Here is a 24626-nt window from a genome sequence, read left to right on the forward strand (position 1 = left end):
GGGTGGTGTGGGTACGTGAGACGGCATGACCGTCATCGGTATGCACGCGTCGCATGAGCAGGTTCACCCTTCCGCGTTGTTGGCCGCGGTGCGGCGGGCGGAGGAGGTGGGGTTCGACGCGGGGATGAGTTCGGACCACTTCTCGCCGTGGAGCGCGCGGCAGGGGCAGAGCGCGTTCGCGTGGTCGTGGTTGGGTGCGGCGCTGGAGGCGACGGGATTGCCGTTCGGGGTGGTGAACGCGCCTGGTCAGCGGTATCACCCGGCGATCATCGCGCAGGCGATCGGGACGTTGGGCGCGATGTACCCGGGTCGGTTCTGGGCGGCGTTGGGCAGTGGTGAGGCGAGCAACGAGCACATCACGGGTGACGGGTGGCCGCGCAAGGACGTGCGCAATGCGCGGTTGCGTGAGTGCGTGGAGGTGATCCGTGCGTTGTTGGCGGGGGAGGAGGTCAGTCACGACGGTCTGGTGACGGTGGATCGGGCGCGGTTGTGGACCAGGCCGGAGGTGCCTCCGCTGTTGATCGGCGCGGCGGTGAGCGAGGCGACGGCGCGGTGGTGCGCGGAGTGGGCTGACGGGTTGATCACGGTGAACGCGCCGGTGGAGCGGTTGGAGCGGATGGTGGCGGCTTACCGGGACGCCGGTGGTCGGGGGAAGTTGCACCTGCAGGTGCACTTGAGTTGGGCGGAGTCGGAGGACGAGGCGCGGTCGGTCGCGCACGAGCAGTGGCGGAGCAACGTGTTCGGGCCGCCGGTGTGCTGGGATCTGGATTCGGCGGAGGCGTTCGACGTGGTGTCGGAGCACGTCACGGTGGAGCGGGTGGCGGCGGTGGTGAACATCTCGTCGGATTTGGGGTGGCACGCGAAGACGATCCGGGAGTACGCGGAGTTGGGGTTCGAGGAGGTTTACCTGCACCACGTGGGTGTGGAGCAGGAGCGGTTCCTGGACGTGTTCGGTGAGCGGGTGCTGCCGGAGGTGCGGTCGTGAAGTTGACCAGGACCGCGGACCTGTGGTGGAAGAACGCCGTCGTGTACTGCTTGGACGTGGAGACGTTCCACGACGCGAATGGTGACGGGCACGGTGATTTCCGGGGGTTGATCGACAAGATCGACCACCTGCACCGGTTGGGTGTGACGTGTTTGTGGTTGATGCCGTTCTTCCCGACGCCGGATCGGGATGACGGTTATGACGTCACGGATTTCTACGGGGTGGATCCGCGGTTGGGCACGCTCGGGGATTTCGTGGAGTTCGTGCGGACGGCGCGGGACCGGGGTATGCGGGTGATCGCGGACCTGGTGGTGAACCACACGTCGGATCAGCACCCGTGGTTCCAGGCGGCGCGTGATCCGGAGAGCCCGTTCCACGACTGGTACGTGTGGGTGGACGAGCCGCCGGCGGACGCGTCGGAGGGGGTGGTGTTCCCGGACAAGGAGAAGTCGCTGTGGACGTACGACCGGAAGGCGAAGCGGTACTACCTGCACCGGTTCTACCGGCACCAGCCTGATCTGAACGTGGCGAACCCGGCGGTGCGGGACGAGATCGCGCGGGTGATGGGGTTCTGGATGGAGTTGGGGCTGTCGGGGTTCCGGGTGGACGCGGTGCCGTTCCTGTTGGAGGCGCCGATCGAGGAGTTGCCGGATCCGCACGACTACCTGGCCGATTTGCGGGCGTTCCTTTCCCGGCGCAACGGTGAGGCGATCCTGTTGGGGGAGGTGAACCTGCCGTACACGGAGGCGATGGCGTTCTTCGGGAAGTCGGACGGTGTGGGTGATGAGTTGCACATGTGTTTCGACTTCGTCGGGATGCAGCAGATGTACCTGTCGTTGGCGCGGGGGGATGCGAGTCCGTTGACGCACGCGTTGAAGGAGCGGCCGGAGCCTCCGCGTGATTGTCATTGGGCGACGTTCGTGCGCAATCACGACGAGTTGACGTTGGACAAGTTGACGGAGCCGGAGCGGCAGGAGGTGTTCGCGGCGTTCGGTCCGGAGGAGGACATGCAGTTGTACGGGCGGGGGTTGCGGCGTCGGTTGCCGTCGATGCTCGGTGGTGACCTGTCGCGGATCAAGATGGTGTACAGCCTGCTGTTCTCGTTGCCGGGTACGCCGGTGTTGTTCTACGGCGAGGAGGTCGGGATGACCGAGGACCTGTCGCTGGAGGGCCGATTGGCGGTGCGCACGCCGATGTGGTGGGACTCGGTGGCGGAGCAGCGCCGCGACCCCGATTCGCTGCTGGGCTGGACGCGGTTGCTGGTGGAGCGTTATCGGGAGTGTCCGGAGTTGGCGTGGGGGAGGTTCACCACGGTCGACACGGCGGATCCGGCGGTGTTCGCGCACCGGTGCGAGATCGACGGTGGCACGGTGATCGCGGTGCACAACTTCGCCGATCGGGAGGTGGAGGTCGAGTTGCCGAAGGTCGAGGGTGAGCTGACCGATCTGCTGGTGGACGGGACGGTGACGCCGAAGGACGGGGTGGCGACGGTGGGGTTGGGTCCGTACGGGTGTCGGTGGTTCCGTCAGGTGAGCCGGTAGCCGTGGGCGGGGCGGTTGGCCATGCCGTAGCGGGGGAGGACTTCGGCCTTGCCGGTGGTGACGAGGTGTTCGAGGTAGCGGCGGGCGCTGACGCGGGAGAGTCCGGCGCGGTCGCCGACTTCCTGGGCGGAGAGGTCGCCGTCGGTGCCGCGCAGGGTGTCGACGACGAGTTTGAGCGTGACGGGTGAGAGGCCTTTGGGCAGGGCGACGCGGGGCCGGTGTTGCATCAGTTGGTCGACTTCGTCCTGGTCGAGCCAGGGGCCGAGGCGTTGGACCTCGGTGCGTCGGGCGAGGTATTCGCGCATGCGGTCGAGGAACGCGGTGCGGGTGAAGGGTTTGACGAGGTAGTGGTCGACGCCGCGGGACATGGCCTGGCGGACGGTGTCGCGTTCGCGGGCGGCGGTGACGGCGATGACGTCGACCGGTGGTCCGGATCTGGCCCGGAGGCGGGCGAGCACCTCCAGTCCGGAGATGTCGGGCAGGTGGATGTCGAGCAGGACGAGGTCGGGGTGCAGGGTGTCGACGGCGCGGAGGGCTTCGCCGCCGCCGTGTGCTTCGCCGATGACGGTGAAGTCGGGGAGTGCGTCGAGGAAGCCGCGGTGGATGGCGGCGACGGCGAAGTCGTCGTCCACGACGAGGGTGCGCACGGGGGTGGGGTGGTGGGTCATCGGGCGGCCTCCGGGAGCCAGACGTCGAACGAGGCTCCGCCGAGTTCGGAGTCGGTGAGGTGGACCTGTCCGTTGCGGCGGGTGACGACGCGGGAGACGAGGGCGAGGCCGATGCCGCGGCCGTGGGCGTTGTGGGGTGCTTTGGTGCTGACGCCGAGGGTGAAGATGTGGTCGCGTCGGTCGTGGTCGACGCCGGGTCCGTCGTCGTCCACCACGACGCGGACGCCGGTGGGGTCGGAGTGGACGAGGACGCGGACGGTGCCGCCGGGTTCGACGGCGTCGACGGCGTTGTCGACGAGGTTGCCCAGGACGGTGAGGGCGTCGTCGCCGGTGCGGGTGTCGATGGTGGTGGCGGGGTCGAGGCGCAGGGTGACGCCGCGTTCGTGGGCGGTGGAGGACTTGGCGAGCAGGAGGGCGGCGAGGGCGGGGTCGGTCATGGCGCCGCCGATGATGTCGGAGGTGACGGAGCCGGCGCCGCCGACGCGTTCGATGTAGGTGACGGCGTCGTCGCGGCGGTCGAGTTCGACCAGGCCGCTGATGACGTGCAGGTGGTTGGTGAATTCGTGGGCTTGGGCGCGCAGTGCTTCGGTGACGGTGCGTTGGCCGTCGAGTTCGCGCAGGGCGTCGTGGAGTTCGGTGCGGTCGCGGAGGGTGAGCACGATGCCGACGGGTCGGCCGTGGGTCTTGGCGGTCATGCGGTTGGCGACGAGGACGCGTTCGCCGGCGAGGACGAGGCGGTCGGCGACGTCGTCGTGGGTGCGGGCGAGGTCGAGCAGGCCGCCGTCTTCGAGGACGGTTTCGGCGGGTTGGCCGGTGGGGTCGTCGGTGAGGCCGAGGAGGCGGAGGGCTTCGTCGTTGACGAGGACGAGGTTTTCGCGGTCGTCGACGGCGACGACGCCTTCGCGGATGCCGTGGAGCATGGCGTCGCGGGTTTCGAGGAGGTGGGCGATCTCGTCGGGTTCGAGGCGGAAGGTGCGTTGGCGGACGAGGTGGGTGACGAGGGCGGCGCCGAGGACGCCGACGAGGGCGGCGGCGGCGAGCCAGCCGATGAGTTCGGGGAGGTCTTCGGCGAGGTCGGCGGCGAGTTCGCTTTCGAGGATGCCGACGGAGGCCATGCCGATGATGTCGTCGGTGTCGGAGCGGATGGGGACTTTGGCGCGCAGGGAGGTGCCGAGGGTGCCGGTTTCGGTGCCGACGAAGACGTGGCCGGACAGGGCGGTGCTGGGGTCGGTGGAGACGGGTTGGCCGATGCGGGTGGGGTCGGGGTGGGCGTAGCGGACGCCGGTGCGGTCGGTGACGACGACGTAGGTGACGCCGGAGGCTTTGCGGATGAGTTCGGCGAGGGGCTGGATGGTGGCGGCGGGGTCGGGTGAGTCGAAGGCGTCGATGACGGTGGGGAGGCGGGCGACGCTTTCGGCGACGGAGAGCATGCGGTCTTTGTAGGCCTCGCGGATGCGGTCGCTCTGGAGTTTGGCCGCGAGCAGGCCCGCCGTGCAGGTGGTGGCCAGGACGATGACGGCCTGCAGTACGAGCAGGGTGACACCGAGGGGGACCGAACGGCGGCGCATGGCTGAGCATTCTGGCGCAGGGGGTGTGAGGGGGGCCACGACCTAAACGACCAATACGGCCCTTACGACCTTTGTCCCGTGTCGGGGCGGGTGCGCTCCTACCGTTCCGGCCCACCGGCGGCGACGGCGCTCCGGGGTGGAATGTGGAGGACTGTGATGGTTGGACAGCGCACCCGACTTCTCGCGGCGGTGGCGGCGGCGGGCTTGGTGTTGGCGGGGTGTGGGGGCGGCGGCGCGGAGGGTGACGTCGGCCGGTTGGAGATCATGGCGCCGGCGGATCCGGGTGGTGGTTGGGACCAGACGGCGCGGGCGATGCAGGCGGCGATCGACGGTGCGGGGTTGGCCGATTCGGTGCAGGTGAGCAACGTCGGTGGTGCGGGCGGCACGGTGGGGTTGCAGAAGTTGGCGTCCGAGCGGTCGGAGAGCTACCTGATGGTGACCGGGCTGGTGATGGTGGGCGCGGTGGAGACCAACGGGGTGGACAAGCGGTTGGAGGACACGACGCCGATCGCCCGGTTGACCGCGGAGGACGAGGTGGTGGTCGTGCCGGCCGACTCGCCTTACAAGACGATCGAGGAGCTGTTGGCGGCGATCGACGAGAAGGGGCAGGGGGTGACGATCACCGGTGGTTCGGCGGGTGGCACGGACCACATCCTGGCGGGGATGCTGCTGCAGGCGTTGGACATCGACCCGGCCAAGTTGAACTACGTGCCGTACTCCGGTGGCGGTGAGTCGTTGGCGGCGTTGTTGGGCGGGAAGGTCGACGCCGGGATCTCGGGTGTGGGCGAGTACGTGGAGCAGATCAAGGCGGGCAAGCTGCGGGTGTTGGGCACGTCGGGGCCGAAGGAGCACCCGGAGTTGAAGGTGCCGACGTTCAAGAAGCTGGGCTCGGGCGTGGAGTTGATCAACTGGCGTGGGGTGGTGGCGCCGGGGTCGATCTCGGTGGCGGCGAAGGACCGGTTGGTGAAGCTGGTGACCGACATGCACGCGAGCCCGCAGTGGCAGGAGGAGTTGAAGAAGAAGGGCTGGACGGACACGTTCCAGACCGGGCACGACTTCTCGACGTTCCTGACCGTGGAGATCGGCCGGATCAAGCCGGTGCTGCAGGAGATCGGCCTGGTCAAGTGACCTCCCCCGACTTGACACCCACCGTTGCGGCAGGGTCGGTGTCGGCGAAGGTCGAGGAGTGCGTGTTCGGTGCCCTGGTGGTGGGGTTGGGTGTGTTCACGCTGGTGGACGCGACGACCATCGCGACGCGGGGTGCGCTGGGCGCGGTGGGGCCGCGGGCGTTCCCGTACGCGGTGGGTGTGTTGCTGGTGGTGACGGGGGTGGCGGCGATCGTCGCCGCCCTGCGTGGGCGGCTCGGTCCGGCGGAGGACGCCGAGGACGTCGACCCGGCGGTGCGCACCGACTGGGTGACGGTGGTGAAGCTGGTCGCGGTGCTGGTGGCGCACCTGGTGCTGATCGAGGTGGCCGGGTGGCCGGTGGCGGCGGCGGTGCTGTTCTTCGGCGCGGCGTGGACGTTGGGCGCGGTGTGGTGGAAGGCGCTGGTCGTGGCGGTGGTGTTGGCGCTGGTCGTGCAGGTGCTGTTCGCCTCGGGGCTGGGTCTGTCGCTGCCGGCCGGGGTGTTGGAGGGGGTGCCGCTGCTCGATGGGTAGCCTCACCGGACTGCTGGAGGGCTTCGCGACCGCCGCGCAGCCCGAGTACCTGCTCTACGCGCTGCTCGGGGTGACGCTGGGCACCGCGGTCGGGGTGTTGCCGGGGATCGGCCCGGCGATGACGGTGGCGTTGCTGCTGCCGTTGACGTATTCGCTGGAACCCACCGCCGCGTTGATCATCTTCGCGGGGATCTACTACGGCGGCATGTACGGGGGTTCGACGACGTCGATCCTGCTCAACACGCCCGGTGAGTCGTCGTCGGTGGTGACGGCGCTGGAGGGCAACCGGATGGCGCGCGCCGGGCGTGGTGCGGCGGCGCTGGCCACGGCGGCGATCGGGTCGTTCGTCGCGGGCACCATCGCGACGATCCTGCTGACCGCGCTGGCGCCGACGATCGCCGAGCTGGCCGTCACGCTCGGCCCGGCCGACTACGTGGCGTTGATGGTGGTGGCGTTCACGACCGTCGCGGCGCTGCTGGGCGCGTCGCCGGTGCGCGGGCTGGCGTCGCTGGGGCTGGGCCTGTTCATCGGCCTGGTCGGCACCGACACGCTGACGGGGCAGCAGCGGTTCACCTTGGGTGTGCCGACGCTGTCGGACGGTGTCGACGTGGTCGTGGTCGCCGTGGGGGTGTTCGCGGTGGGTGAGGCGCTGTACGTGGCGGCGCGGCTGCGGCACGGCCCGGTCGAGGTGGTGCCGGTGGGCGGGAAGTGGATGACGCGCGAGTTCTGGCGGCGGTCGTGGAAGCCGTGGCTGCGCGGCACCGCGATCGGCTTCCCGATCGGCACCATCCCCGCCGGTGGCGCGGACGTCTCCACGTTCCTGTCCTACGCGGCGGAGAAGAAGCTGGCGAAGCGGCCGGAGGAGTTCGGGCGGGGCGCGATCGAGGGCGTGGCCGGGCCGGAGGCGGCGAACAACGCCGCGGCGGCCGGTGTGCTGGTGCCGTTGCTGACGCTGGGTCTGCCGACGACGGCGACGGCGGCGGTGATCGTGGCCGGGTTCCAGAGCTACGGCATCCAGCCCGGTCCGCTGCTGTTCACCAACGACTCGGCGCTGGTGTGGGCGCTGATCGCGTCGCTGTACATCGGCAACGTGATGCTGCTGGTGCTCAACCTGCCGCTGGCGCGGATCTGGGTGAAGGTGCTGCAGATCCCGCGGCCGTACCTGTACGCGGGGATCCTGCTGTTCGCGGCGCTGGGCACCTACGCGGTGAACTTCGTGGTGGACGACCTGGTGGTGCTGCTGGTCATCGGTGTGGCGGGGTTCTTCATGCGCCGCCACGGCTACCCGGTGGCGCCGCTGGTGGTGGGGCTGATCCTGGGGCCGATGGCCGAGGAGCAGGTGCGGCGGACGCTGCAGATCGGCGAGGGCGACCCGGCCGCGCTGGTCACCAGCCCGTTCGCGGCGGTCGCGTACGCGCTGCTGGCGGTGGTGCTGGTGGTGGCGGTCGTGCTGCGGGTCCGCCGCCGCGGCTGACCCGTCCAGACCTGTGCCCGGCCCGGGCCGCGCTCCGGGCCGGGCACAGCCGTGCGGTGAGTCCCTTGCGCGATCACCGCACTTCACGTGAAGATATCCGCGTCCAGACCCTGTCGACCGAAGGATTTCCATGACGTCGCCCTACGGTGTGCACCGCGTTTTCGAACCCGCCGGGGTGCTGCCGCAGCAGGCCGTCCGGTTGGACGCCACACCCGTGTGCGGCGCCGACGAGGTCCTGGTCGACGTCACCCGGCTCAACCTCGACGCCGCCTCCTACCGGCAGCTGCGCGAACAGCACGGCGTCGACGGCGTGCGGCGGGCCGTGCTGGACGTCGTCGCCGCCCGCGGCAAGATGCAGAACCCCGTCACCGGATCGGGTGGCATGTTGCTGGGCGTCGTGCGCGAGGTCGGCCCCGACTCGCCCCTCGGGCTGCGGCCGGGGGACCGGATCGCGACGCTGGTGTCGCTCACCCTCACCCCGCTGCGCATCACCGACGGCCTGGCCCGCTGGGACGGCGCCGACGAACAGGTGCCGTGCGAGGGCACCGCGGTGCTGTTCGGCCGCTCCATCGCCGCCGTCCTGCCGGACGACCTGCCCTCCGACCTGGCCCTGTCGGTGCTGGACGTGTGCGGCGCGCCCGCCCTGACCGACCGGGTCGTGCGCCGCCGCACAACCCCGTCGGTGCTGGTGCTGGGCGGTGGGGGCAAGTCCGGGTCGCTGTCGCTGGCCGCCGCCCGCCGCGCCGGGGCGTCCCGGCTGGTCGCCCTCGTGCCCACCGACCGCGAGGCCGCCGCCGTGCGCGCCTCGGGTTTGGCCGACACCGTCGTGGTCGCCGACGCGCGCGACCCGCTCGCTGTCGCCGCCGCCGTGGGGGAGCGGGTCGACGTCACCGTGGTGTGCGTGGACGTGCCCGGCTGCGAGCACGGCGCGATCCTGGCCACCGCCGACGGCGGCACCGTCGTGTTCTTCTCCATGGCCACGTCCTTCCCCGCCGCCGCGCTGGGCGCCGAAGGGCTCGCCGCCGACGTGGAAATGCTCGTCGGCAACGGCTACGTGCCAGGTCACGCCGCGTTCGCCCTCGACCTGCTGCGCGCCGAACCTGCCGTGCGGGCGCTGTTCGAGCACCGGCAGACTCAGCAGGCGTGACTACTCTGCTCGTGGGGGGACGAATCCACTCCCCGACCGCCCCCGACGCCACCGCCATGGCGATCACCGACGGCACCGTGACGTGGCTCGGCCAGGACGCCGCCGGCCTCGCCCTGCACCCCGACGCCGAGGTCGTCGAGCTGGACGGCGCGTTCGTCGCCCCCGCGTTCGTCGACGCCCACGTGCACGCCACCTCCGCCGGGCTGCTGCTGACCGGCCTGGACCTCACCGGCTGCCGCTCGCTGGCCGAGCTGCTCGACGCCGTGCGCGCCGCCGACGGCCCCCTGGTCTGGGGACACGGCTGGGACGAGACCCGCTGGCCGGAGCAGCGGCCGCCCACCCGCGCCGAACTGGACGACGCCGCCCGCGGCGCTCGGGTCTACCTGTCACGGATCGACGTGCACTCCGCGCTGGTGTCCACCGCGCTGCTCGACCTCGCCCCCGACGCCCGCACCGCCGACGGCTACAGCCCCGACGGGCCGCTGTCCCGCGCCGCGCACCACCACGTGCGCCGTGCCGCGAAGGCCGCGATCCCCGCCACCCGCCGCCGCGCCGCCCAACAGGCGTTCCTGGAGCACGCCGCGTCACGCGGCATCGCGTCGGTGCACGAATGCGCCGGACCCGACATCTCCGGCCACGACGACCTCGCCGACCTGCTCGCCACCGACGTGCTCGACGTCGTCGGCTACTGGGGCGGCACCGACCCCGGCGGCCTGCCCGTGCGCGGCCTGGCGGGCGACCTGTTCGTGGACGGCGCGCTGGGCTCCCGCACCGCCGCGCTGTGCGAGCCGTACGCCGACGCCGACACCACCGGCGCGCTCTACCTCGACGCCGACGCCATCGCCGAGCACCTCGTCACGTGCACCCGCGCGGGCCTGCAGGGCGGGTTCCACGTCATCGGCGACGCCGCCGTCGCCGCCGTCGCCGAAGGTTTCGCGAAAGCCGCGGCCACGGTCGGCGTGCCCGCCCTGGCCGCCGCCCGGCACCGCCTCGAACACCTGGAGATGGTCACCCCCGACCAGGCCGAACGCCTCGGCTCCTGGGGCGTCGTGGCCTCCGTGCAACCCCTGTTCGACCGCGAGTGGGGCGGCCCCGACGGCATGTACGCCCAGCGCCTCGGCGTGCCGCGCGGCACCGCGCTCAACCCGTTCTCCCGGCTCGCCGCCGCCGGCATGATCCTCGCGCTGGGCTCCGACGCCCCCGTCACCGCCGTCGACCCGTGGGCCACGATCAAGGCCGCCGTGCACCACCGCACCGACGGCCACGGCCTGTCCCCGCGCGCCGCGTTCACCGCCCACACCCGCGGCGGCTGGCGTGCCGCGGGCGTCGACGACGGCGTCACCGGCACCCTCCAGCCCGGCGCGCCCGCCACCTACGCCGTGTGGGAGGCGGGGGAGCTGGAGGTCGCGGCGCCCGACAGCCGCGTGCAGCGCTGGTCCACCGACCCCCGCTCCCGCGTCCCCGCGCTGCCCGCGCTGGACGGCCCCGCGCCGACCTGCCTGCGCACCGTCCTGCGCGGCCGCACCGTCTACGACCGGGAGGCCTGACGTGCCCTCCCGAGCCCGTGACAGCGGACGGCCGGCCGCCGCCGACGCGCCCACCGACCCGGACCGGCGGCCGGCCGCGTCCCGCCGCACCGTGACCCGATCCAGCCGACAGGAGTGAAACCGATGGCGTTGCTCGACCTCGACCCCCGGGTGGTCGCCACGGCGCGGGAACTCGCCGCCAAGGCCGCCGAACCGGTGGTGGCGCTGGCCAAGGCCCACACCACGGTCGCGGTCGAGCGCGCCACGCTCCGCCTGGCCGGCATCACCGGCGCCGACACCACCCACCGCGCCGGCGACGTCCCCTGGGTCAACCGCGTCGTGGACACCGTGCGCGAGCACTGCGGCCTCGAACACGGCGTCGCCCTGCCCGTCTTCCACGCCCTGCGCGAGCACGACCTGACCAGCCTCACCGAGCTGGCCGAGGCCACCGCCGCCGGCCAGGTCCGCTACACCCTGCCCGCGGGCCGCGACCGGGAACGCGCCCGCAAGGCCGCCACCGCCGCCGTCACCCGCGGCCTGCGCACCGTCGACCGCAACCGCGCCCAGCGCGACAAGCTCGTCGCGAAACTCGGCGACCCGCCACAACGACCCTGGATCTACCTCATCGTCGCCACCGGCGACATCGACGAGGACGTCGTCCAGGCCCGCAACGCCGCCCGCGCCGGCGCCGACGTCATCGCCGTCATCCGCTCCACCGGCCAGTCGCTGCTCGACTACGTCCCCGAAGGCGCCACCCACCACGGCTTCGCCGGCACCTACGCCACCCAGGAGAACTTCCGCATCATGCGCGCCGCCCTGGACGAGGTGTCCCGGGAAGTCGGTCGTTACGTGCGGCTCACCAACTACGCCTCCGGGCTGTGCATGCCCGAGATCGCCGTGCTGGCCGGCCTGCAACGCCTCGACATGATGCTCAACGACTCCATGTACGGCATCCTGTTCCGCGACATCAACCCCATCCGCACCTTCGTCGACCAGCGCTTCTCCCGCCAGGTCCACGCCCGCGCCGGCATCGTCATCAACACCGGCGAGGACAACTACCTCACCACCGCCGACGCCGTCGACGCCGCCCACACCGTGACGGTGTCCCAGCTGCTCAACGAGCACTTCGCGCGCGAAGCGGGCCTGCCCGACCACCTCCTGGGCCTGGGCCACGCCTTCGAGATCAACCCCGACCTGCCCGAGTCGTTCCGCCTCGAACTCGCCCACGCCCTGCTGGCCCGCGAACTGTTCCCCGACGCGCCGCTGAAGTGGATGCCGCCCACCAAGCACATGACCGGCGACGTCTTCCAGGGTTACCTGCTCGACGGGTTCTTCACCCTCGCGGGCCTGCTCACCGGCCAGTCCATCCTGCTCGTCGGCATGATGACCGAAGCCGTCGTCACCCCGTTCCTGTCCGACCGCGACCTGGCCCTGCGCAACGTCCGCTACGTCCTGGGTGCCGCCGGCGGCCTGCGCGAGGACTTCCGGCCCGCGCCCGACGGCCTCATCGTCAAACGCGCCCACCAGGTCCTCGGCGAAGCCGTCGACCTGCTGCACCGCATCGTCGACGACGGGCTGCTCAACGCCATCGCCGACGGCACGTTCGGCCTGATGAAACGCCCCGCCACCGGCGGCCGGGGCGCCGACGGCGTGGTGGCGAAAGCCGACGACTACCTCAACCCCGCCGCGGACCTGCTGGAGGCACACCCGTGAAGCGCCACGTCCGCCCCTACGGCGACACCACCGGCGACGGCATGGTGCAGACCTCGTTCACCCTGCCCGTCCCCGCCGGACCCCAGGCCGACGGCGCCGCCCAGCAGCTGGCCAACAAGATGGGCATCGACCCCGCCATGGTCGTGCACTCCCACCCCATCGGCGACGACTTCACCTTCTTCGTCGTCTACGGCTCCGTCCGCCACATCGTGGACCTCGACGACGTCCGCGTCGTCGAACGCGACTACCCGCTGCTGCCGCCCGCCGAGGTCAACACCGCGATCAAGAAGCTGCTGCGCCGCAAACTCGTCGTCGTCGGCGCCTGCATCGGCACCGACGCCCACACCGTCGGCATCGACGCCATCCTCAACATCAAGGGCTTCGCCGGCGAGAAGGGCCTCGAGTACTACCGCGAACTCACCGTCGTCAACCTCGGCGCGCAGGTCTCCGTGCCCGACCTGGTGCGCCGCGCCCGCGCGGAGAAGGCCGACGCCGTCCTCGTCTCCCAGGTCGTCACCCAACGCGACGCGCATCTGCTCAACACCCGCGAGATGGCCGCGGCGTTCCGCGAAGCCATGGGGGAGCGGCGGCCGCTGCTCATCGCCGGCGGACCGCGCTTCGACCCGCTCATGGCCGCCGACCTCGGCGTGGACCGCGTGTTCGGCCGCGGCACCACCCCCGGCGAAGTCGCCAGCTACCTCGTCCACGCCCTGCGACACCGGAAGGAGCACGCGTGAGCCTCCCCGAGGGATCCGCCACCGAGGGATCCGCCAGCGTGGGATTCACCGTCACCCATCGCCGCTACGTGCCCCACGCCCACGCCCACTACGGCGGCGCGCTGGTCGACGGCGCGTATTCGCTCGGCCTGTTCGGTGACGTCGCCACCGAGCTGCTCATCCGCACCGACGGCGACGAAGGCCTCTTCGCCGCCTACTCCTCGGTCGAGTTCCTCGCCCCCGTGCGCGCCGGCGACGTCATCGAGGCCACCGCCACCCTCGTCCGCGTCGGCACCCGCTCCCGCGAGATCGACTTCGAGGCCCGGGTCGTGTGCCGTTCCGCGCCCGACCGCGGCCCGTCCGCCGCCGACGTCCTCGACCCGCCCGTCGTCGTCACCCGCGCCCGCGGCACCGTCGTGGCCCCGAAACGCCAAGGGGACCCGTAGGCGGGTTCCGTCGGCTCCTGGCAGACGTCGACCAGGTTCACCCGGTACTCGCGCCGCAGCCGGTCGGCCAGCACCTCGACGTCCACCCCGAACGCCTCCACCACCCGCGCCGACGCCGGCGTCCGCTCCACCCGTGCGGCGTCGGCGAGGTCGTGGTGCCCGGCCGCCCGCAGCTGCTCGGTCAGCCGCTCGTGGTTCTGCGCCTGCGTCCGCTCCTCCCGCACCTCGCGCACCCGCTCGTCGTCCCGCAACGCGTCCACCGCCCGCCACATCTCGTCGTCGGTGTCGAACAACAGCTGCAGCGACGCGCAGTACGGGGTGGGTGTGCCCGCGACCCGCCGGTCCGACCCGAACAGCAGGGCCAGCAAGGCCACCCCCGTGACCAACGCCAGCACCACGGTCGACAGCAGCGGTCCGCGCAGCACGCACACCACCCTGCCACGGGCCGTCGCGACCCGGCGACTCCACGTCACCCCGCCGTGACGCCGTCCCACCGGGCCTCTGCCACTATCGACGCGTGATCAGCATCGACCCCGCCTCGTCCGTGCCGCCCTACGAACAGGTGCGGTCCCAGCTCGCCCGCCGGATCACCGACCGCGACCTCGCCGTGGGCACCCGCCTGCCCACCGTGCGCGCCCTGGCCGCCGACCTCGGCCTCGCGGTCAACACCGTCGCCCGCGCCTACCGCGAGCTCGAGGAAGCCGGTCTCATCGAAACCCGCGGCCGCGCCGGCACCGTCGTCAGCGCCGCCGGGCAGAGGGGCCGCGAACGCGTCCTGCGCGCCGCCCACGCCTACGCGGCCACCGCCCGCGAACACGGCCTGACCACCGAGGAAGCTCTCGGCATCGTCCGAGCCGCCCTGACCGACACGCCCCACCCGTAGGGTGACGCGAGTGGCCACCGAACACCCCGGCGACCCCGCCCGGACCCTCGCCGTGCTGTGGCGCACCGCCGACCGCACCGCCCGCAAGGACCTCGGCGTGGACCGCATCGTCGCCGCCGCCGTCGACCTCGCCGACACCGAAGGCCTCACCGCGCTGTCCATGCGCCGCGTCGCCGAACGCCTCGGCGTCGGCACCATGTCCCTCTACACCCACGTCCCCGGCAAAGCCGAACTCGTGGACGCCATGATCGACGCCGTGCAGGCCGGGACACCGCGTCCCGCCGACGTGCCCGGCGGGTGGCGCGGCCGGCTGGCCCGCATCGCCCGCGACAACCTCGACCTGCACCTGCGCCACCCCTGGCTGCTGGACGTCACCACGCACCGCGCCGTCCTGGGCCCCCACACGGCCGCGAAGTACGACTACGAACTGCGTGCCGTGGACGGCATCGGCCTCACCGACGTCGAGATGGACGCCGTCCTCACCCTCGTCCTGGGCCACGTGCGCGCCGCCGCCCGCGTCACCGTCGACGCCGTCCGGACCCGGCAGCGCACCGGCCTGACGGACGAGCAGTGGTGGCAGGCCGCCGCGCCGTTGCTGGCCAAGGTCCTCGACCCGGCGCGCTTCCCCACCGCCGCCCGCGTCGGGGCCGCCGCCGGTGAGGCCCACGGCGCCGCCCACGACGGCGACCACGCGTTCACCTTCGGCCTCGACCGCGTCCTGGACGGCATCGAAGCCCTGGTCCGCACCCGTCAGTAGGGGCGCTTGGGCATCATCACCCACAACACGAGGTAGATCAGGAACTGCGGCCCCGGCAGCAGGCACGACAACACGAACACCCACCGCACCGTGCTCGCCTTCCACCCGTACCGGGCGGCGAGCCCCGCACACACACCCGCGATCATCTTCCGGTCCTGCGGCCTGGTCAACGTGGTCATACCTCCACCTTCCCCGCGCGCACAGCCCACGACATCGGTGGGCACCCTGATTGCTACCCCGACCCGCCGACCCCCAATCCCAGGGCAACCCCACCCCGCCCCACACGTCCACCGGCGGCGGGGGAGGAGCCCGCGCCCGTGCGACACGGCGTGAACCGGACCTCGGGGGAGGAGCTCACGGTGCTGTCCTACCGGTACCGGGTCGGGTGAGGTGGCGGCGCGGGCCGGCTGCGGGTTCGTGACCGGCGGCTCGTAGGCTGATCCGGTGGTCGCAGCCCCCGTGACGCCGGATCAGCCCGTCGCCGACACGCCCCCCGCCCGACGCCGGGACGTGCGTGGCACGCTGCTGCGGCTCGTGGTCGCCGCCGCGGGCGGTGGCGCGGTGTTCCTCAGCTTCCCCCCGCGCACCACCTGGTGGCTCGCGCCGGTCGGGTTCGCCGTCCTCGGCGTCCTGCTGCACGGCCGCCGCGCGCGGGCCGGGTTCGGGCTCGGGCTGGTGTGGGGGCTGGGGTTCATGGCGCCGCTGCTGCGCTGGACCGGCGAGTTCGTCGGCCTCATCGCCTGGCTGCCGCTGGCCCTGCTGTGCGCGCTGCTCATCGCCGTCGGCACCGCCGCCGTGGCCGTGGTGTCGAAGCTGCCCGGGGCGCCGCTGTGGATGGCGCTGGTGTGGGTCGCCGACGAGGCCCTGCGCGGCGTCGTGCCCTTCGGCGGCTTCCCCTGGGGCAAGATCGCGTTCGGCCAGCCCGAGGGCTGGTACCTGCCGCTGGCCTCGGTCGGCGGCGCGCCGCTGGTCGGGTTCGCCGTCGCCCTCACCGGCTTCGGCGCCGCCCACCTGGTCCGGAACTGGAAACTCGGCGTGCCCGCCCTCGTGCTGCCCCTCGCGGCCGGGATCGCGGCGTCCACGCTCGTGCACACCGACCCCGACCAGGGCACCGCCACCGTCGCCGCGATCCAGGGCAACGTGCCCCGCGCCGGCCTGGACTTCAACGCCCAACGCCGTGCCGTGCTCGACAACCACGTCGCCCGCACCCTGCGACTCGCCGAGGACGTCGCCGCCGGCCGCGCCGAGCAACCCGACCTGGTCATCTGGCCGGAGAACTCCTCCGACATCGACCCCTTCCGCAACGCCGACGCCGCCAACCAGATCCGCCGCGCCGTCGAGGCCATCCGCGCGCCGGTGGCCGTCGGTGCCGTCGTCATCGACCCCGACGACAAGCTGCCCCGCAACACCGTCGTGCTCTACGAACCGGGCGCCGGCGCCACCGACACCTACACGAAACGGCAGTTGCAGCCCTTCGGCGAGACCATGCCCTACCGCGAGTTCTTCCGGATCTTCACCGACACCGTCGACCGCGCCGGCACCTTCCAGCCCGGCACCGACCCGGAGGGCTTCACCATGGGCCCCGCCAAGGTCGCCCTCGACACCTGCTACGAGGTCGCGTTCGACGGTGTGGTCCGCGACTCCATCACCGAAGGCGCGAACCTGATCGCCATCCCCACCAACAACGCCACCTTCGGCTACACGGAGATGACCTACCAGCAGCTGGCCATGTCCCGCGTCCGCGCCGTCGAACACGGCAAATCCGTGGTCGTCGCCGCCACCAGCGGCGTCAGCGCCATCGTCGCGCCCGACGGGGCCGTCACCGCGCGGACCGGCATGTTCACCCCGGACGCGCTGGTGGCCACGGTGCCGCTGCGCGGGGAGGCTACGCTGGCCACCCGGCTCGGCGCATGGCCCGAGTGGGTGATGACCGCTCTGGGCCTGATGGCCGTGGCGATCGCCTTGACAGTGACACGACGACGGACGCGTCCGACCCCCGGTGCCGGGGTCGGCGAGGAGGAAACGGATGGCGGACCAGCAGGCGCAGCCTGACCGCGAGCTCGGGCCGGTGCTGGTGGTGATCCCGACCTACAACGAGCGGGACAACATCGGGAAGATCGTGAAGCGGCTGCACGCGGCGCTGCCCCGGGCGCACGCGCTCGTGGTCGACGACGGCAGCCCCGACGGGACCGGGCAGCTGGCCGACGAGATGGCCGCCGCGGACGACCGGGTCCACGTGCTGCACCGCACGGAGAAGGCCGGATTGGGCGCCGCCTACGTCGCGGGTTTCCGGTGGGCGCTGGAACGCGACTACGCGGTCGTGGTGGAGATGGACGCCGACGGCTCGCACGCCCCCGAGGACCTGCCGCGCCTGCTCGACGCCCTGCGGGACGCCGACCTGGTGCTCGGTTCCCGCTACGTGCCCGGCGGCAGCACGGTCAACTGGCCCAAGTACCGGGAGCTGATCTCCCGCGGCGGCAACGTGTACTCCCAGATCGCGCTCGGCGCGAAGGTCAAGGACATCACCGGCGGGTTCCGCGCCTTCCGCGCCGAGGTCCTCGAGCGGCTCAAGCTGGGCACCGTCGCGTCCCAGGGCTACTGCTTCCAGATCGACCTGGCGTGGCGCACGATCGAGCTCGGCTACCGCGTCGTCGAGGTCCCGATCACGTTCACCGAGCGTGAGATCGGCGAGTCGAAGATGAGCGGCAACATCGTCCGCGAAGCGCTGTGGCGGGTCACCAAGTGGGGTGTGCGGCGCCGCGCGACCCAGCTGCGCGAGCTGTTCGCGGCCAAGCCGAAGACTCCCAGCAACCGCTGACCCGACAGCACCAGCGGCGCATGCGCCAGGGGCCCGCCGGAACGGATTCCGGCGGGCCCCTCGCACGTCACACTGGTCAGGCGGTGCGGGTGCGCCGCCCCTTCAGCTCTTCCAGCCGCTCGTCCAGCAGCTCTTCGAGCTCCGGGATGGTGCGCCGCTCCAGGAGCATGTCCCAGTGCGTGCGCGGCGGCTTGATCTTCTTCTGCTCCGGCTCGGCGCCGTCGATGATCTTCGACTCCTGGCCGTGCAGGCGGCACTCCCAGGTGTGGGGGATCTCGGCGTCGTCGGAGAACGGGACCTCGAAGTCGTGGCCCTTGGGGCAGGCGTACCGCACCGACCGGCGCGGGGCGAGGTCGTGATTGCGGTCGGTCTCGTAGCTGACTGCTCCGAGCCGGCTACCCCGTAGAACGCGGTCGGCCATGGCGGTGTCCTTTCGCTCGGCTCAGGGCCGGGGCCCAGGCTTGTTGCTCACCGAGTGCAACGATCGGACTGCTCCGTTCGTTCCCGGCTTCACGGTCATCGTCGCCCACAGTGACGTCTTTCACCCGTCAACGAAGGCTTCCTCCTAAGGGATGCAATCGCGGCCGGTTCGTGACGCGTTATCAAGCTACCGGGCGACCCCATCACACGGATGGAGCAGTCCTGGCAGAAGTCGTGCGGCTGCGACAGCTTAGACCGACCACGCAGGGCGACGTTACGGCGGGTTTAACTCGCCGGTAGTGACGTCCGTCATGGTCACGGTTACGCAAAGTTATTCCAGTGGGTTTCGGGGCCGCCGCCACGCAGGGTGGCGGCGCGAGTGTGGCGGGTGGCGGACATGAGGATGAATCACCCGTCCGGACCGCACCCAAACGTCCAATCGGACGCTTTATCCATTCGATAGCTTCAGTGTCACCCGAAAGTGTACTTTTCCGCGAGTCGGTCGAGCAGCTCCCGTTGGGCCTTCACCATTTTTACCCCCGCCTCGACGAGAGAAAACCAGGCCACGCGATCCACCTCCGGGAACTCGCGGAGCACACCGGACCCCCGCGGCCACTCCAGGGTGAACGTCCCCGGAATCACCCGTTCGGGGTCCAGGTCGGCGGCCAGCGCCCACGCGGTCACCACCTTGCCGCCGGACTGGCGCACCTCGCCCAGCGGCACCAGCTCGCCGTCGGGCACCGGCAGTCCCAGCTCCTCGGTGAACTCGCGGCGGGCGGTGGCCTCCGGCTCCTCGTCACCGTCCGGCTCGCCCTTGGGGATCGACCAGGCGCCCTCGTCCTTGCGCGCCCAGAACGGCCCGCCCATGTGCCCCAGCAGCACCTGCCGCTGCCCGTCGACCACCCGGTGCAGCAGGATCCCCGCACTGCGCCCGCCCGTCACGCCCACGCCCCCGCCACGCTCCCCGCACACCCGGCCCTCATGCGCACAGTGTGACGGTGGCGTGGTGTCAGGTCTTGCGGCGGGTGCGCATGTGGATCTGCTCGCCCTGCTTGCCGAACAGGCTCAGGATCTCCACCGGCTCGCCGTCGGCCGGGCCGAACCAGTGCGGCAGGCGGGTGTCGAACTCGGCGGCCTCCCCGGCGACCAGCACCACGTCGTGGTCGGCCAGGATCAGCCGCAGCCGCCCCGACAGCACGTAGAGCCACTCGTAGCCGGTGTGCGTGCGGGGGTCGGGCTCGCCCCGGTCCGGGATGATCATCTTGTAGGCCTGCAGGCCGCCCGGCTGCTGGGTCAGCGGCAGCACGGTCATGCCGTTGCGGCGGACCGGCACCGGCCGGATGCGGGGGTCGCCGACCGGCGGCGCGCCGACCAGCTCGTCCAGCGGCACGCGGTGCGCGCGGGCGATCGGCAGCAGCAGTTCCAGGCTCGGCCGGCGCTGCCCGGACTCCAGCCGCGACAGGGTGCTCTTGGAGATCCCCGTGGCCGCCGCCAGGTCGGCCAGCGTCGCGCCCCGGCTGGTGCGCAGGTGGCGCAGCCGCTCGCCGACCTTGTCCAGCACCTCGTCGGTCGGGTCGTCGGTGGGGGTGTGGTCGTCGCTCATGTGAGGGTGTCCCGGTTCCGGCAACATGGAGTTGTCCATTGTGGGATGCCGGGACGGTGTGCGTCCACCTCTGTGCCCGTCGGGTCAGGTGAGGCTGAGCTGGTGGGCGTCGACGGTGTCGGGGCCGAGGTCGCCGGTGCGGTAGTGCGTGCGGCACAGCACCTGGTAGCGGACCTCGACCAGGTCGGTGGCGGTGGTGTCGGCGACCAGCACCGTGTCGCCGGCCCGCACGACGTCGCCGTCGTGGACGCGGGCGTTGAACCGGCCGGGGCGCCCGCACCAGCACAGCACCTCGACCTGGATGGCGTTGAGCTCGTCGGCCAGCTCGAACAGCCGCTGCGAGCCGGGGAACAGGCAGCTGCGGAAGTCGGTGGCCAGGCCGAAGCAGTACACCTCCAGGTGGGCGTCGTCGGCGAGCTCGGCGAGCTGGTCGACCTGCTCGGCGGACAGGAACTGCGCCTCGTCCACGATGACGTAGTCGACCCGGCTGCCGCGGGCCCAGTGCTGGCGCACCAGCACGCACAGGTCCATGTCCTCGTGGACCTCCAGCGCGTGGCGGGCCAGGCCCATGCGGCTGGAGATGGTGGGGGTGCCGGAGCGGTCGTGCCGGACGAGGAGCAGCCCGCGGCGGCCCTGACGTGCCTGGTTGTGGTCGATCTGCAGGGCCAGGGTGGACTTGCCGCAGTCCATGGGCCCGAAGAAGAACCGCAGCCTGCCGGTGGGCGAGAGACCGCGGCCGGCCCCGGCGGCGGGCACGGAGGACAGCGCGTCGGTCGGGTCCGGGGCGGGGATGATCGGTTCCACGGCGGGCCACCCTAATGCGCGGTATCAGCGGGGCCGCCGCGACCTCCTCCGTGCGGTGGACGACAGCCGTCCCGCCCGGGGCGGCCCGACACCCGCGGCCGGTCCGCGCCGGGCCGGCCGGCGACGCCTTCGAGGAGGAGTCATGCGCAGGATCGTCGCGTTGCCGGCGTCACCCCTGGCGGTGCTGGGGCTCGCCGTGTCGTCACCGGGCACCGCCGGTGCCGCGCCCGCCGGGGCGTGCACGTCGACACCGCGGAGGAGGCGCTGACGTCGTTCGACCTGCGCTGCGGCACGGCGGCGTTCACCGCGGGCAACACCTCCTACAGCCACGTCGGCAGCAGCTCGTCGTTCGGCACGACGTGGCGGTACTGGCGCACCACCACGTCCACGTCGACGTTGGTGTACTGGGGGTGTGACGGCGGCGCGCTGCCCGTAGGCGGTCAGCGGACGGCGACGGCGTCGACCTCGAACAGCATCCCGGGCAGGGCGAGCGTGGTGACGCCGAGCAGGGTCTGCGCGGGTGGCCGGTCGCCCCAGATGCGCAGCACGTGGTCGCGCAGCACGCCGAGCCGGTCGGTGTCGTGGTCGACGACGTAGGTGCCCAGGCGGGCGACGTGGCGGTAGTCCAGGCCGGCCGCGCGCAGGGCGGTGCCGAGGTTGGCGTACGCGCGGTCGACCTGCTCGGCGAAGTCGTCGGACACGAGGTGCCCGTCGGCGTCGCAGCCGTACTGGCCGGCGACGAAGACCAGGTCGCCGGTGGTGGCGGCGAGGTGGCTGTAGCCGTAGCCGGTGGGGTCGGGCAGGCCGTCGGGGTTGGTGATGGTGTGCGGCACGGTCGAGGGTTCCTTCCGGTCGTGGTGTGTCGGGGTGTCAGGTGAGTCGGGCGCGGGTGGTGGCCGGGGCGTCGGGGTCGGCGCGGCGCACGTCGGCGTCGAGGTCGGCGAGCGTGCGGGCGGCGAGTTCCCGGCGCCAGGCCAGGTCCGCGCGGGCCATGGCGGTGTCGATGGCGCAGCGGGTGGTGTGGGGGCCGTCCGCGCGGATCTCGGTGCAGCGGAACGCCGGGTCGGTCCCGTCGACGGCCGCCACCACGTCCATCAGCGTGACGGTGTGGGGTGGCCGGTCGAGCAGGTAGCCGCCGCGCGGGCCGGGGGTGGAGCGCACGATGCCGGCGCGGCCGAGGGCCTGCAGCTGCTTGGTGAGGTAGGCCGGGGGCAGGCCGTGGTGCGCGGCGAGGCGGGCGGCGGGGACGGGGGTGTCGCCGGCCCACGCCAGGTCCAGGCAGCAGTGCAGGGCCCACTCGACGCCCTCGGTCATCTTCACGACGACCACCCTAGCCGAATCCTGGACATCACATATCCAGATTTATTGCCGAGATATACCGCTTCGCGATATAACCTGCGGTGTGAGAGGTATGTCGGAGCAGGTGTTCCTGGTGCTCACCGCGTTGGCGGAGGAGCCGTTGCACGGCTACGCGATCGTGCGCGCGGTCGACGGGCTGTCGGAGGGTCGGATGCGGCTGCGGGTCGGCACGCTCTACGGGGTGCTGGACCGGCTGGTCGCGGAGGGCCTGGCCGAGCGGGACCGCGAGGAGGTCCACCAGGGCCGGCTGCGCCGCTACTACCGGCTGACCGACGCCGGGGTGCGGGCGCTGTCGGCCGAGGTGGCCCGGCTGTCGGCGAACGTGCGCGCCGCGTCGTCGGTGCTCAGGGCGAGGGGTGCGCTGTGAGGTCGGAGAGGTCGAACCTGGAACGTCGCTACCGGGCGCTGCTGCGGGTGCTGCCCGCCTGGTACCGGGCCGAGCGCGAGGAGGAGATGGTCGGCATCTTCCTGGCCGACCGCACCGACGAGGTGGACCTGGAGCACGGCTGGCCGGGCTGGGGCGAGACGGGCGCGACGCTGGCGCTGGCGGTGCGGGTGCGGCTGGGCGCGCGGCGGATGGCGGGCACGGTGACGCGGCTGCTGGGGCTGACCGGCCTGCTCGGGCTCCTGGTCGCCGCGGCGCAGTCGTGGACGGTGACGCTGCGGGTCGGCTGGGCGGTCGACACGCGGGGCTGGTGGTTCGACGTGGCGGCGGTGGCGGCGTTCGCGGCGCTGGTGGCGGGACGGCGCGCGCTGGGCCGGGTCGCGGCCGGGCTGCTGGGCGCGCTGGGCCTGGTGCCGGTGGTGTGGTCGGTGGCGGCGGGGTTCCCGCCCTGGTGGACGCTGCTGTGGTACGCGCCGACGTGCGTGGCGGCGGTCGCGGTGGTGGCGGGCTTCCACCGGGAGGCGCCGCCGGTGCCGCGGGTGTGGTGGGCGATCGCGCTGGTCGGGCTGATCGCGGGCGCCGCGTCGGTGGTGTTCGCGCCGGCGCTGTCGTCGTCGACCATGCTGGCCTCGTGGCTGATCGCCGTGGTCCTGGCGGCCGCGTTCCGGCCCTGGTCGGCCCGCCTGCCCGTGCCCGCCGCCTGACGACGGTGCCCGCCCGGAGGAGCTCCCGGGCGGGCACTCGTCCGGTCACACCTTGGCGGGCACCGGGTTGCCGGTGGCGGCGATCGCCTTGCGCACCGGCACGAAGATCAGCAGCACCAGACCGATCACGAAGAACGCGACCAGCGAGATGATCGCCAGGCGGAACGAGCCGGTCGCCTGCCCGACCGCCGCGAACATCGCCATCCCCAGCGGCGACGACGCCCGCTCGCCGACCTCGTAGAGGGAGAAGTACTGGGCCTCCCGGCCGGGCGGGATCATCTGGCTGAACAGCGACCGCGACAACGCGTTCGTGCCGCCCAGCACCAGCCCGATCCCGGCCGCCAGCGCGTAGAACTGGACCTGCTGGCCCGCCTGGACGAAGTACGCCGCGCCGATCACCACGATCCACACGCACAGGCTGGCCATGATCGTGCGCTTGGCGCCCCACCAGCGGGCCACCCAGCCGTGCAGCATGCCGCCGAAGAACGCCACGAACTGCACGATCAGGATCGTGGTGATCAGCACCGTCTCGTCCAGCAGCAGCTCCTCGCGGCCGTACTGGGCGGAGACGTTGGCGACCGTCGCGATGCCGTCGGCGAAGATCAGGTAGGTGCCCAGGAACGCCAGGGTGAGCGGGAACATGCGGGCCTGCCGCGCGGTCTGGCGCAGCTCGGTGAACCCGGCGGTGATCACCGACGCGCCGGACTCGGTGCCGTGCGGCGGCTGGTGCCGCTGGAGCCGGGCCAGCGGGATCAGGGTGAACCCGGCCCACCACAGGCCCGAGATCACGAACCCGATCCGCACCGCCGCGCTCTCGCTCACCCCGACCGCGTCGTGGCCCAGGAACAGCCCCAACTGCACCACCAGCGCGAGACCTCCGCCCAGGTAGCCGAACGCCCAGCCGCGGGCTGACACCGCGTCGCGTTCGTCGGGGGAGGCGATCTCGGGCAGGAACGCGTAGTAGACGACGATCGACGCGCCGTAGCAGATGTTGGCCAGCACGAACAGCACCACGCCCAGGTGCCAGTCGTCGCCGCCCACCGCGGCCAGGGCGGCGGTGGCGACGGACCCGGTGAACGCCAGGACGCCGAGCATCCGACGCTTGTTCTGCGTGCGGTCGGCGACGGCGCCCATCACCGGCAGCACCACCACCTGCACGACCGTCGCGAACGCCACGAGGTAGCCGAACAGCGACCCGGCGGGGAAGTACAGGCCGAACAGCGAGATGTCGCAGCGCTCCAGCGCGCCGTCGGCGCAGGCGTCCGGGCCGTTGCGGGCGGTGTCGGCCCGGGCGGCCTCCGAGGCCACCGCCGTCAGGTAGCGGGAGAGGAACACGGTGATGACCGAGGTCGGGAACACCGAGTTCGCCCAGTCGTACCAGATCCACCCGCGCTGTTCCCGCTTGCGGTCCACGGCGGGTGCGGTGCTGTCGGCCACGCTCATGGGGGCGG

The 24626-nt window shown here is 72.1% G+C and carries 28 protein-coding genes; 18 read left to right on the plus strand and 10 right to left on the minus strand.

All coding sequences use genetic code 11. The annotated features are described in order from the left end of the window. Nucleotides 1-25: 25 nt before the first annotated feature. Complete coding sequence (locus A6A25_RS08725; protein WP_073887469.1) at nucleotides 26-985, plus strand: TIGR03885 family FMN-dependent LLM class oxidoreductase; 960 nt, start codon at nucleotides 26-28, stop codon at nucleotides 983-985. Further along, nucleotides 982-2526 (plus strand): alpha-amylase family protein, encoded by a 1545-nt coding sequence (locus tag A6A25_RS08730; RefSeq protein ID WP_073887471.1) that lies wholly within the window; start codon nucleotides 982-984, stop codon nucleotides 2524-2526. The genes A6A25_RS08725 and A6A25_RS08730 overlap by 4 nt, the downstream gene beginning before the upstream one ends. Here A6A25_RS08730 and A6A25_RS08735 read toward each other — a convergent pair. Together A6A25_RS08735 and A6A25_RS08740 are read right to left on the minus strand one after the other, a co-directional pair. Further along, nucleotides 2511-3194 carry a response regulator gene (locus A6A25_RS08735; RefSeq protein WP_073887474.1) on the minus strand — a complete coding sequence of 228 codons (684 nt, stop codon included), beginning with the start codon at nucleotides 3192-3194 and terminating at the stop codon, nucleotides 2511-2513. The two genes, A6A25_RS08730 and A6A25_RS08735, sit on opposite strands and share 16 nt — an antisense overlap. Beyond that, nucleotides 3191-4762 (minus strand): ATP-binding protein, encoded by a 1572-nt coding sequence (locus tag A6A25_RS08740; RefSeq protein ID WP_073887477.1) that lies wholly within the window; start codon nucleotides 4760-4762, stop codon nucleotides 3191-3193. Before A6A25_RS08740 ends, A6A25_RS08735 begins: the two co-directional genes overlap by 4 nt. Nucleotides 4763-4918: 156 nt before the next feature. Between A6A25_RS08740 and A6A25_RS08745 the strand changes: the two genes are divergently transcribed. From A6A25_RS08745 to A6A25_RS08795, 11 genes are all read left to right on the plus strand, one after another. Continuing rightward, nucleotides 4919-5890 carry a Bug family tripartite tricarboxylate transporter substrate binding protein gene (locus tag A6A25_RS08745; RefSeq protein ID WP_073887480.1) on the plus strand — a complete coding sequence of 324 codons (972 nt, stop codon included), beginning with the start codon at nucleotides 4919-4921 and terminating at the stop codon, nucleotides 5888-5890. A gap of 11 nt (nucleotides 5891-5901) precedes the next feature. After that, complete coding sequence (locus A6A25_RS08750; protein WP_083668177.1) at nucleotides 5902-6420, plus strand: tripartite tricarboxylate transporter TctB family protein; 519 nt, start codon at nucleotides 5902-5904, stop codon at nucleotides 6418-6420. Continuing rightward, nucleotides 6413-7894 carry a tripartite tricarboxylate transporter permease gene (locus A6A25_RS08755; RefSeq protein WP_073887485.1) on the plus strand — a complete coding sequence of 494 codons (1482 nt, stop codon included), beginning with the start codon at nucleotides 6413-6415 and terminating at the stop codon, nucleotides 7892-7894. The genes A6A25_RS08750 and A6A25_RS08755 overlap by 8 nt, the downstream gene beginning before the upstream one ends. 130 nt (nucleotides 7895-8024) lie before the next feature. Further along, nucleotides 8025-9041: an L-erythro-3,5-diaminohexanoate dehydrogenase gene (locus A6A25_RS08760; protein WP_073887488.1), complete on the plus strand. Its 1017-nt coding sequence runs from the start codon at nucleotides 8025-8027 to the stop codon at nucleotides 9039-9041. A gap of 56 nt (nucleotides 9042-9097) precedes the next feature. Then, complete coding sequence (locus A6A25_RS08765; protein ID WP_083668165.1) at nucleotides 9098-10588, plus strand: amidohydrolase; 1491 nt, start codon at nucleotides 9098-9100, stop codon at nucleotides 10586-10588. Between the two features lie 123 nt (nucleotides 10589-10711). After that, entirely contained in the window at nucleotides 10712-12280 is a 1569-nt protein-coding gene (locus A6A25_RS08770; protein ID WP_073887493.1) for a lysine 5,6-aminomutase subunit alpha, read from the plus strand. Next, nucleotides 12277-13017 carry an OAM dimerization domain-containing protein gene (locus A6A25_RS08775; protein WP_073887496.1) on the plus strand — a complete coding sequence of 247 codons (741 nt, stop codon included), beginning with the start codon at nucleotides 12277-12279 and terminating at the stop codon, nucleotides 13015-13017. Before A6A25_RS08770 ends, A6A25_RS08775 begins: the two co-directional genes overlap by 4 nt. 68 nt (nucleotides 13018-13085) lie before the next feature. Further along, the gene (locus tag A6A25_RS08780; RefSeq protein WP_241828558.1) at nucleotides 13086-13442 is read left to right on the plus strand and encodes a hotdog domain-containing protein; all 357 of its coding nucleotides are present in this window, start codon (nucleotides 13086-13088) and stop codon (nucleotides 13440-13442) included. 282 nt (nucleotides 13443-13724) lie between these two features. Beyond that, a complete protein-coding gene (locus tag A6A25_RS08785; protein WP_073887499.1) occupies nucleotides 13725-13925 on the plus strand; it encodes a hypothetical protein in 201 nt (66 codons plus the stop codon). Nucleotides 13926-13959: 34 nt separating this feature from the next. Next, nucleotides 13960-14325 carry a GntR family transcriptional regulator gene (locus A6A25_RS08790; protein ID WP_073887501.1) on the plus strand — a complete coding sequence of 122 codons (366 nt, stop codon included), beginning with the start codon at nucleotides 13960-13962 and terminating at the stop codon, nucleotides 14323-14325. A gap of 10 nt (nucleotides 14326-14335) precedes the next feature. Further along, entirely contained in the window at nucleotides 14336-15082 is a 747-nt protein-coding gene (locus A6A25_RS08795) for a TetR/AcrR family transcriptional regulator (protein WP_073887504.1), read from the plus strand. On the opposite strand, the gene A6A25_RS08800 is transcribed toward A6A25_RS08795, so the two are convergent. Next, a complete protein-coding gene (locus tag A6A25_RS08800; protein ID WP_053722351.1) occupies nucleotides 15076-15261 on the minus strand; it encodes a PspC domain-containing protein in 186 nt (61 codons plus the stop codon). The genes A6A25_RS08795 and A6A25_RS08800 overlap by 7 nt on opposite strands. 265 nt (nucleotides 15262-15526) lie before the next feature. Between A6A25_RS08800 and lnt the strand changes: the two genes are divergently transcribed. Together lnt and A6A25_RS08810 are read left to right on the plus strand one after the other, a co-directional pair. Then, nucleotides 15527-17134 carry an apolipoprotein N-acyltransferase gene (gene lnt / locus A6A25_RS08805; RefSeq protein WP_073887507.1) on the plus strand — a complete coding sequence of 536 codons (1608 nt, stop codon included), beginning with the start codon at nucleotides 15527-15529 and terminating at the stop codon, nucleotides 17132-17134. Further along, nucleotides 17109-17900 (plus strand): polyprenol monophosphomannose synthase, encoded by a 792-nt coding sequence (locus tag A6A25_RS08810; protein WP_073887510.1) that lies wholly within the window; start codon nucleotides 17109-17111, stop codon nucleotides 17898-17900. Before lnt ends, A6A25_RS08810 begins: the two co-directional genes overlap by 26 nt. A 76-nt stretch (nucleotides 17901-17976) precedes the next feature. Here A6A25_RS08810 and A6A25_RS08815 read toward each other — a convergent pair whose 3' ends face one another. From A6A25_RS08815 to A6A25_RS08830, 4 genes are all read right to left on the minus strand, one after another. After that, a complete protein-coding gene (locus A6A25_RS08815) occupies nucleotides 17977-18321 on the minus strand; it encodes an RNA polymerase-binding protein RbpA (RefSeq protein ID WP_073887511.1) in 345 nt (114 codons plus the stop codon). A gap of 470 nt (nucleotides 18322-18791) precedes the next feature. Next, nucleotides 18792-19262, minus strand: a complete 471-nt coding sequence (locus tag A6A25_RS08820; protein WP_073887588.1) for an NUDIX domain-containing protein — start codon at nucleotides 19260-19262, stop codon at nucleotides 18792-18794. Between the two features lie 67 nt (nucleotides 19263-19329). Further along, complete coding sequence (locus tag A6A25_RS08825) at nucleotides 19330-19923, minus strand: helix-turn-helix domain-containing protein (protein WP_073887512.1); 594 nt, start codon at nucleotides 19921-19923, stop codon at nucleotides 19330-19332. An 84-nt stretch (nucleotides 19924-20007) separates the two neighbouring features. Further along, nucleotides 20008-20727 (minus strand): thymidine kinase, encoded by a 720-nt coding sequence (locus A6A25_RS08830; RefSeq protein WP_073887513.1) that lies wholly within the window; start codon nucleotides 20725-20727, stop codon nucleotides 20008-20010. A 142-nt stretch (nucleotides 20728-20869) separates the two neighbouring features. On the opposite strand from A6A25_RS08830, the gene A6A25_RS46235 reads away from it, so the two are divergent. Then, nucleotides 20870-20995, plus strand: a complete 126-nt coding sequence (locus tag A6A25_RS46235) for a hypothetical protein (protein WP_274534294.1) — start codon at nucleotides 20870-20872, stop codon at nucleotides 20993-20995. 172 nt (nucleotides 20996-21167) lie between these two features. Here A6A25_RS46235 and A6A25_RS08835 read toward each other — a convergent pair whose 3' ends face one another. Continuing rightward, a complete protein-coding gene (locus A6A25_RS08835) occupies nucleotides 21168-21560 on the minus strand; it encodes a RidA family protein (protein WP_073887514.1) in 393 nt (130 codons plus the stop codon). 37 nt (nucleotides 21561-21597) lie between these two features. Next, nucleotides 21598-22041 carry an RrF2 family transcriptional regulator gene (locus A6A25_RS08840; protein ID WP_073887590.1) on the minus strand — a complete coding sequence of 148 codons (444 nt, stop codon included), beginning with the start codon at nucleotides 22039-22041 and terminating at the stop codon, nucleotides 21598-21600. A gap of 97 nt (nucleotides 22042-22138) precedes the next feature. Here A6A25_RS08840 and A6A25_RS08845 point away from each other — a divergent pair, with 97 nt between their 5' ends. Both A6A25_RS08845 and A6A25_RS08850 read left to right on the plus strand, forming a co-directional pair. Beyond that, nucleotides 22139-22453, plus strand: coding sequence for a PadR family transcriptional regulator (locus tag A6A25_RS08845; RefSeq protein WP_073887515.1), 315 nt, complete (start codon nucleotides 22139-22141; stop codon nucleotides 22451-22453). After that, nucleotides 22450-23175: a hypothetical protein gene (locus A6A25_RS08850; RefSeq protein ID WP_073887516.1), complete on the plus strand. Its 726-nt coding sequence runs from the start codon at nucleotides 22450-22452 to the stop codon at nucleotides 23173-23175. Before A6A25_RS08845 ends, A6A25_RS08850 begins: the two co-directional genes overlap by 4 nt. A 45-nt stretch (nucleotides 23176-23220) precedes the next feature. On the opposite strand, the gene A6A25_RS08855 is transcribed toward A6A25_RS08850, so the two are convergent. Beyond that, nucleotides 23221-24618 carry an MFS transporter gene (locus A6A25_RS08855; protein ID WP_073887517.1) on the minus strand — a complete coding sequence of 466 codons (1398 nt, stop codon included), beginning with the start codon at nucleotides 24616-24618 and terminating at the stop codon, nucleotides 23221-23223. Between the last annotated feature and the right edge of the window lie 8 nt (nucleotides 24619-24626).

It is taken from the genome of Saccharothrix sp. CB00851 (assembly GCF_001905065.1).
Lineage (GTDB): Bacteria > Actinomycetota > Actinomycetes > Mycobacteriales > Pseudonocardiaceae > Actinosynnema.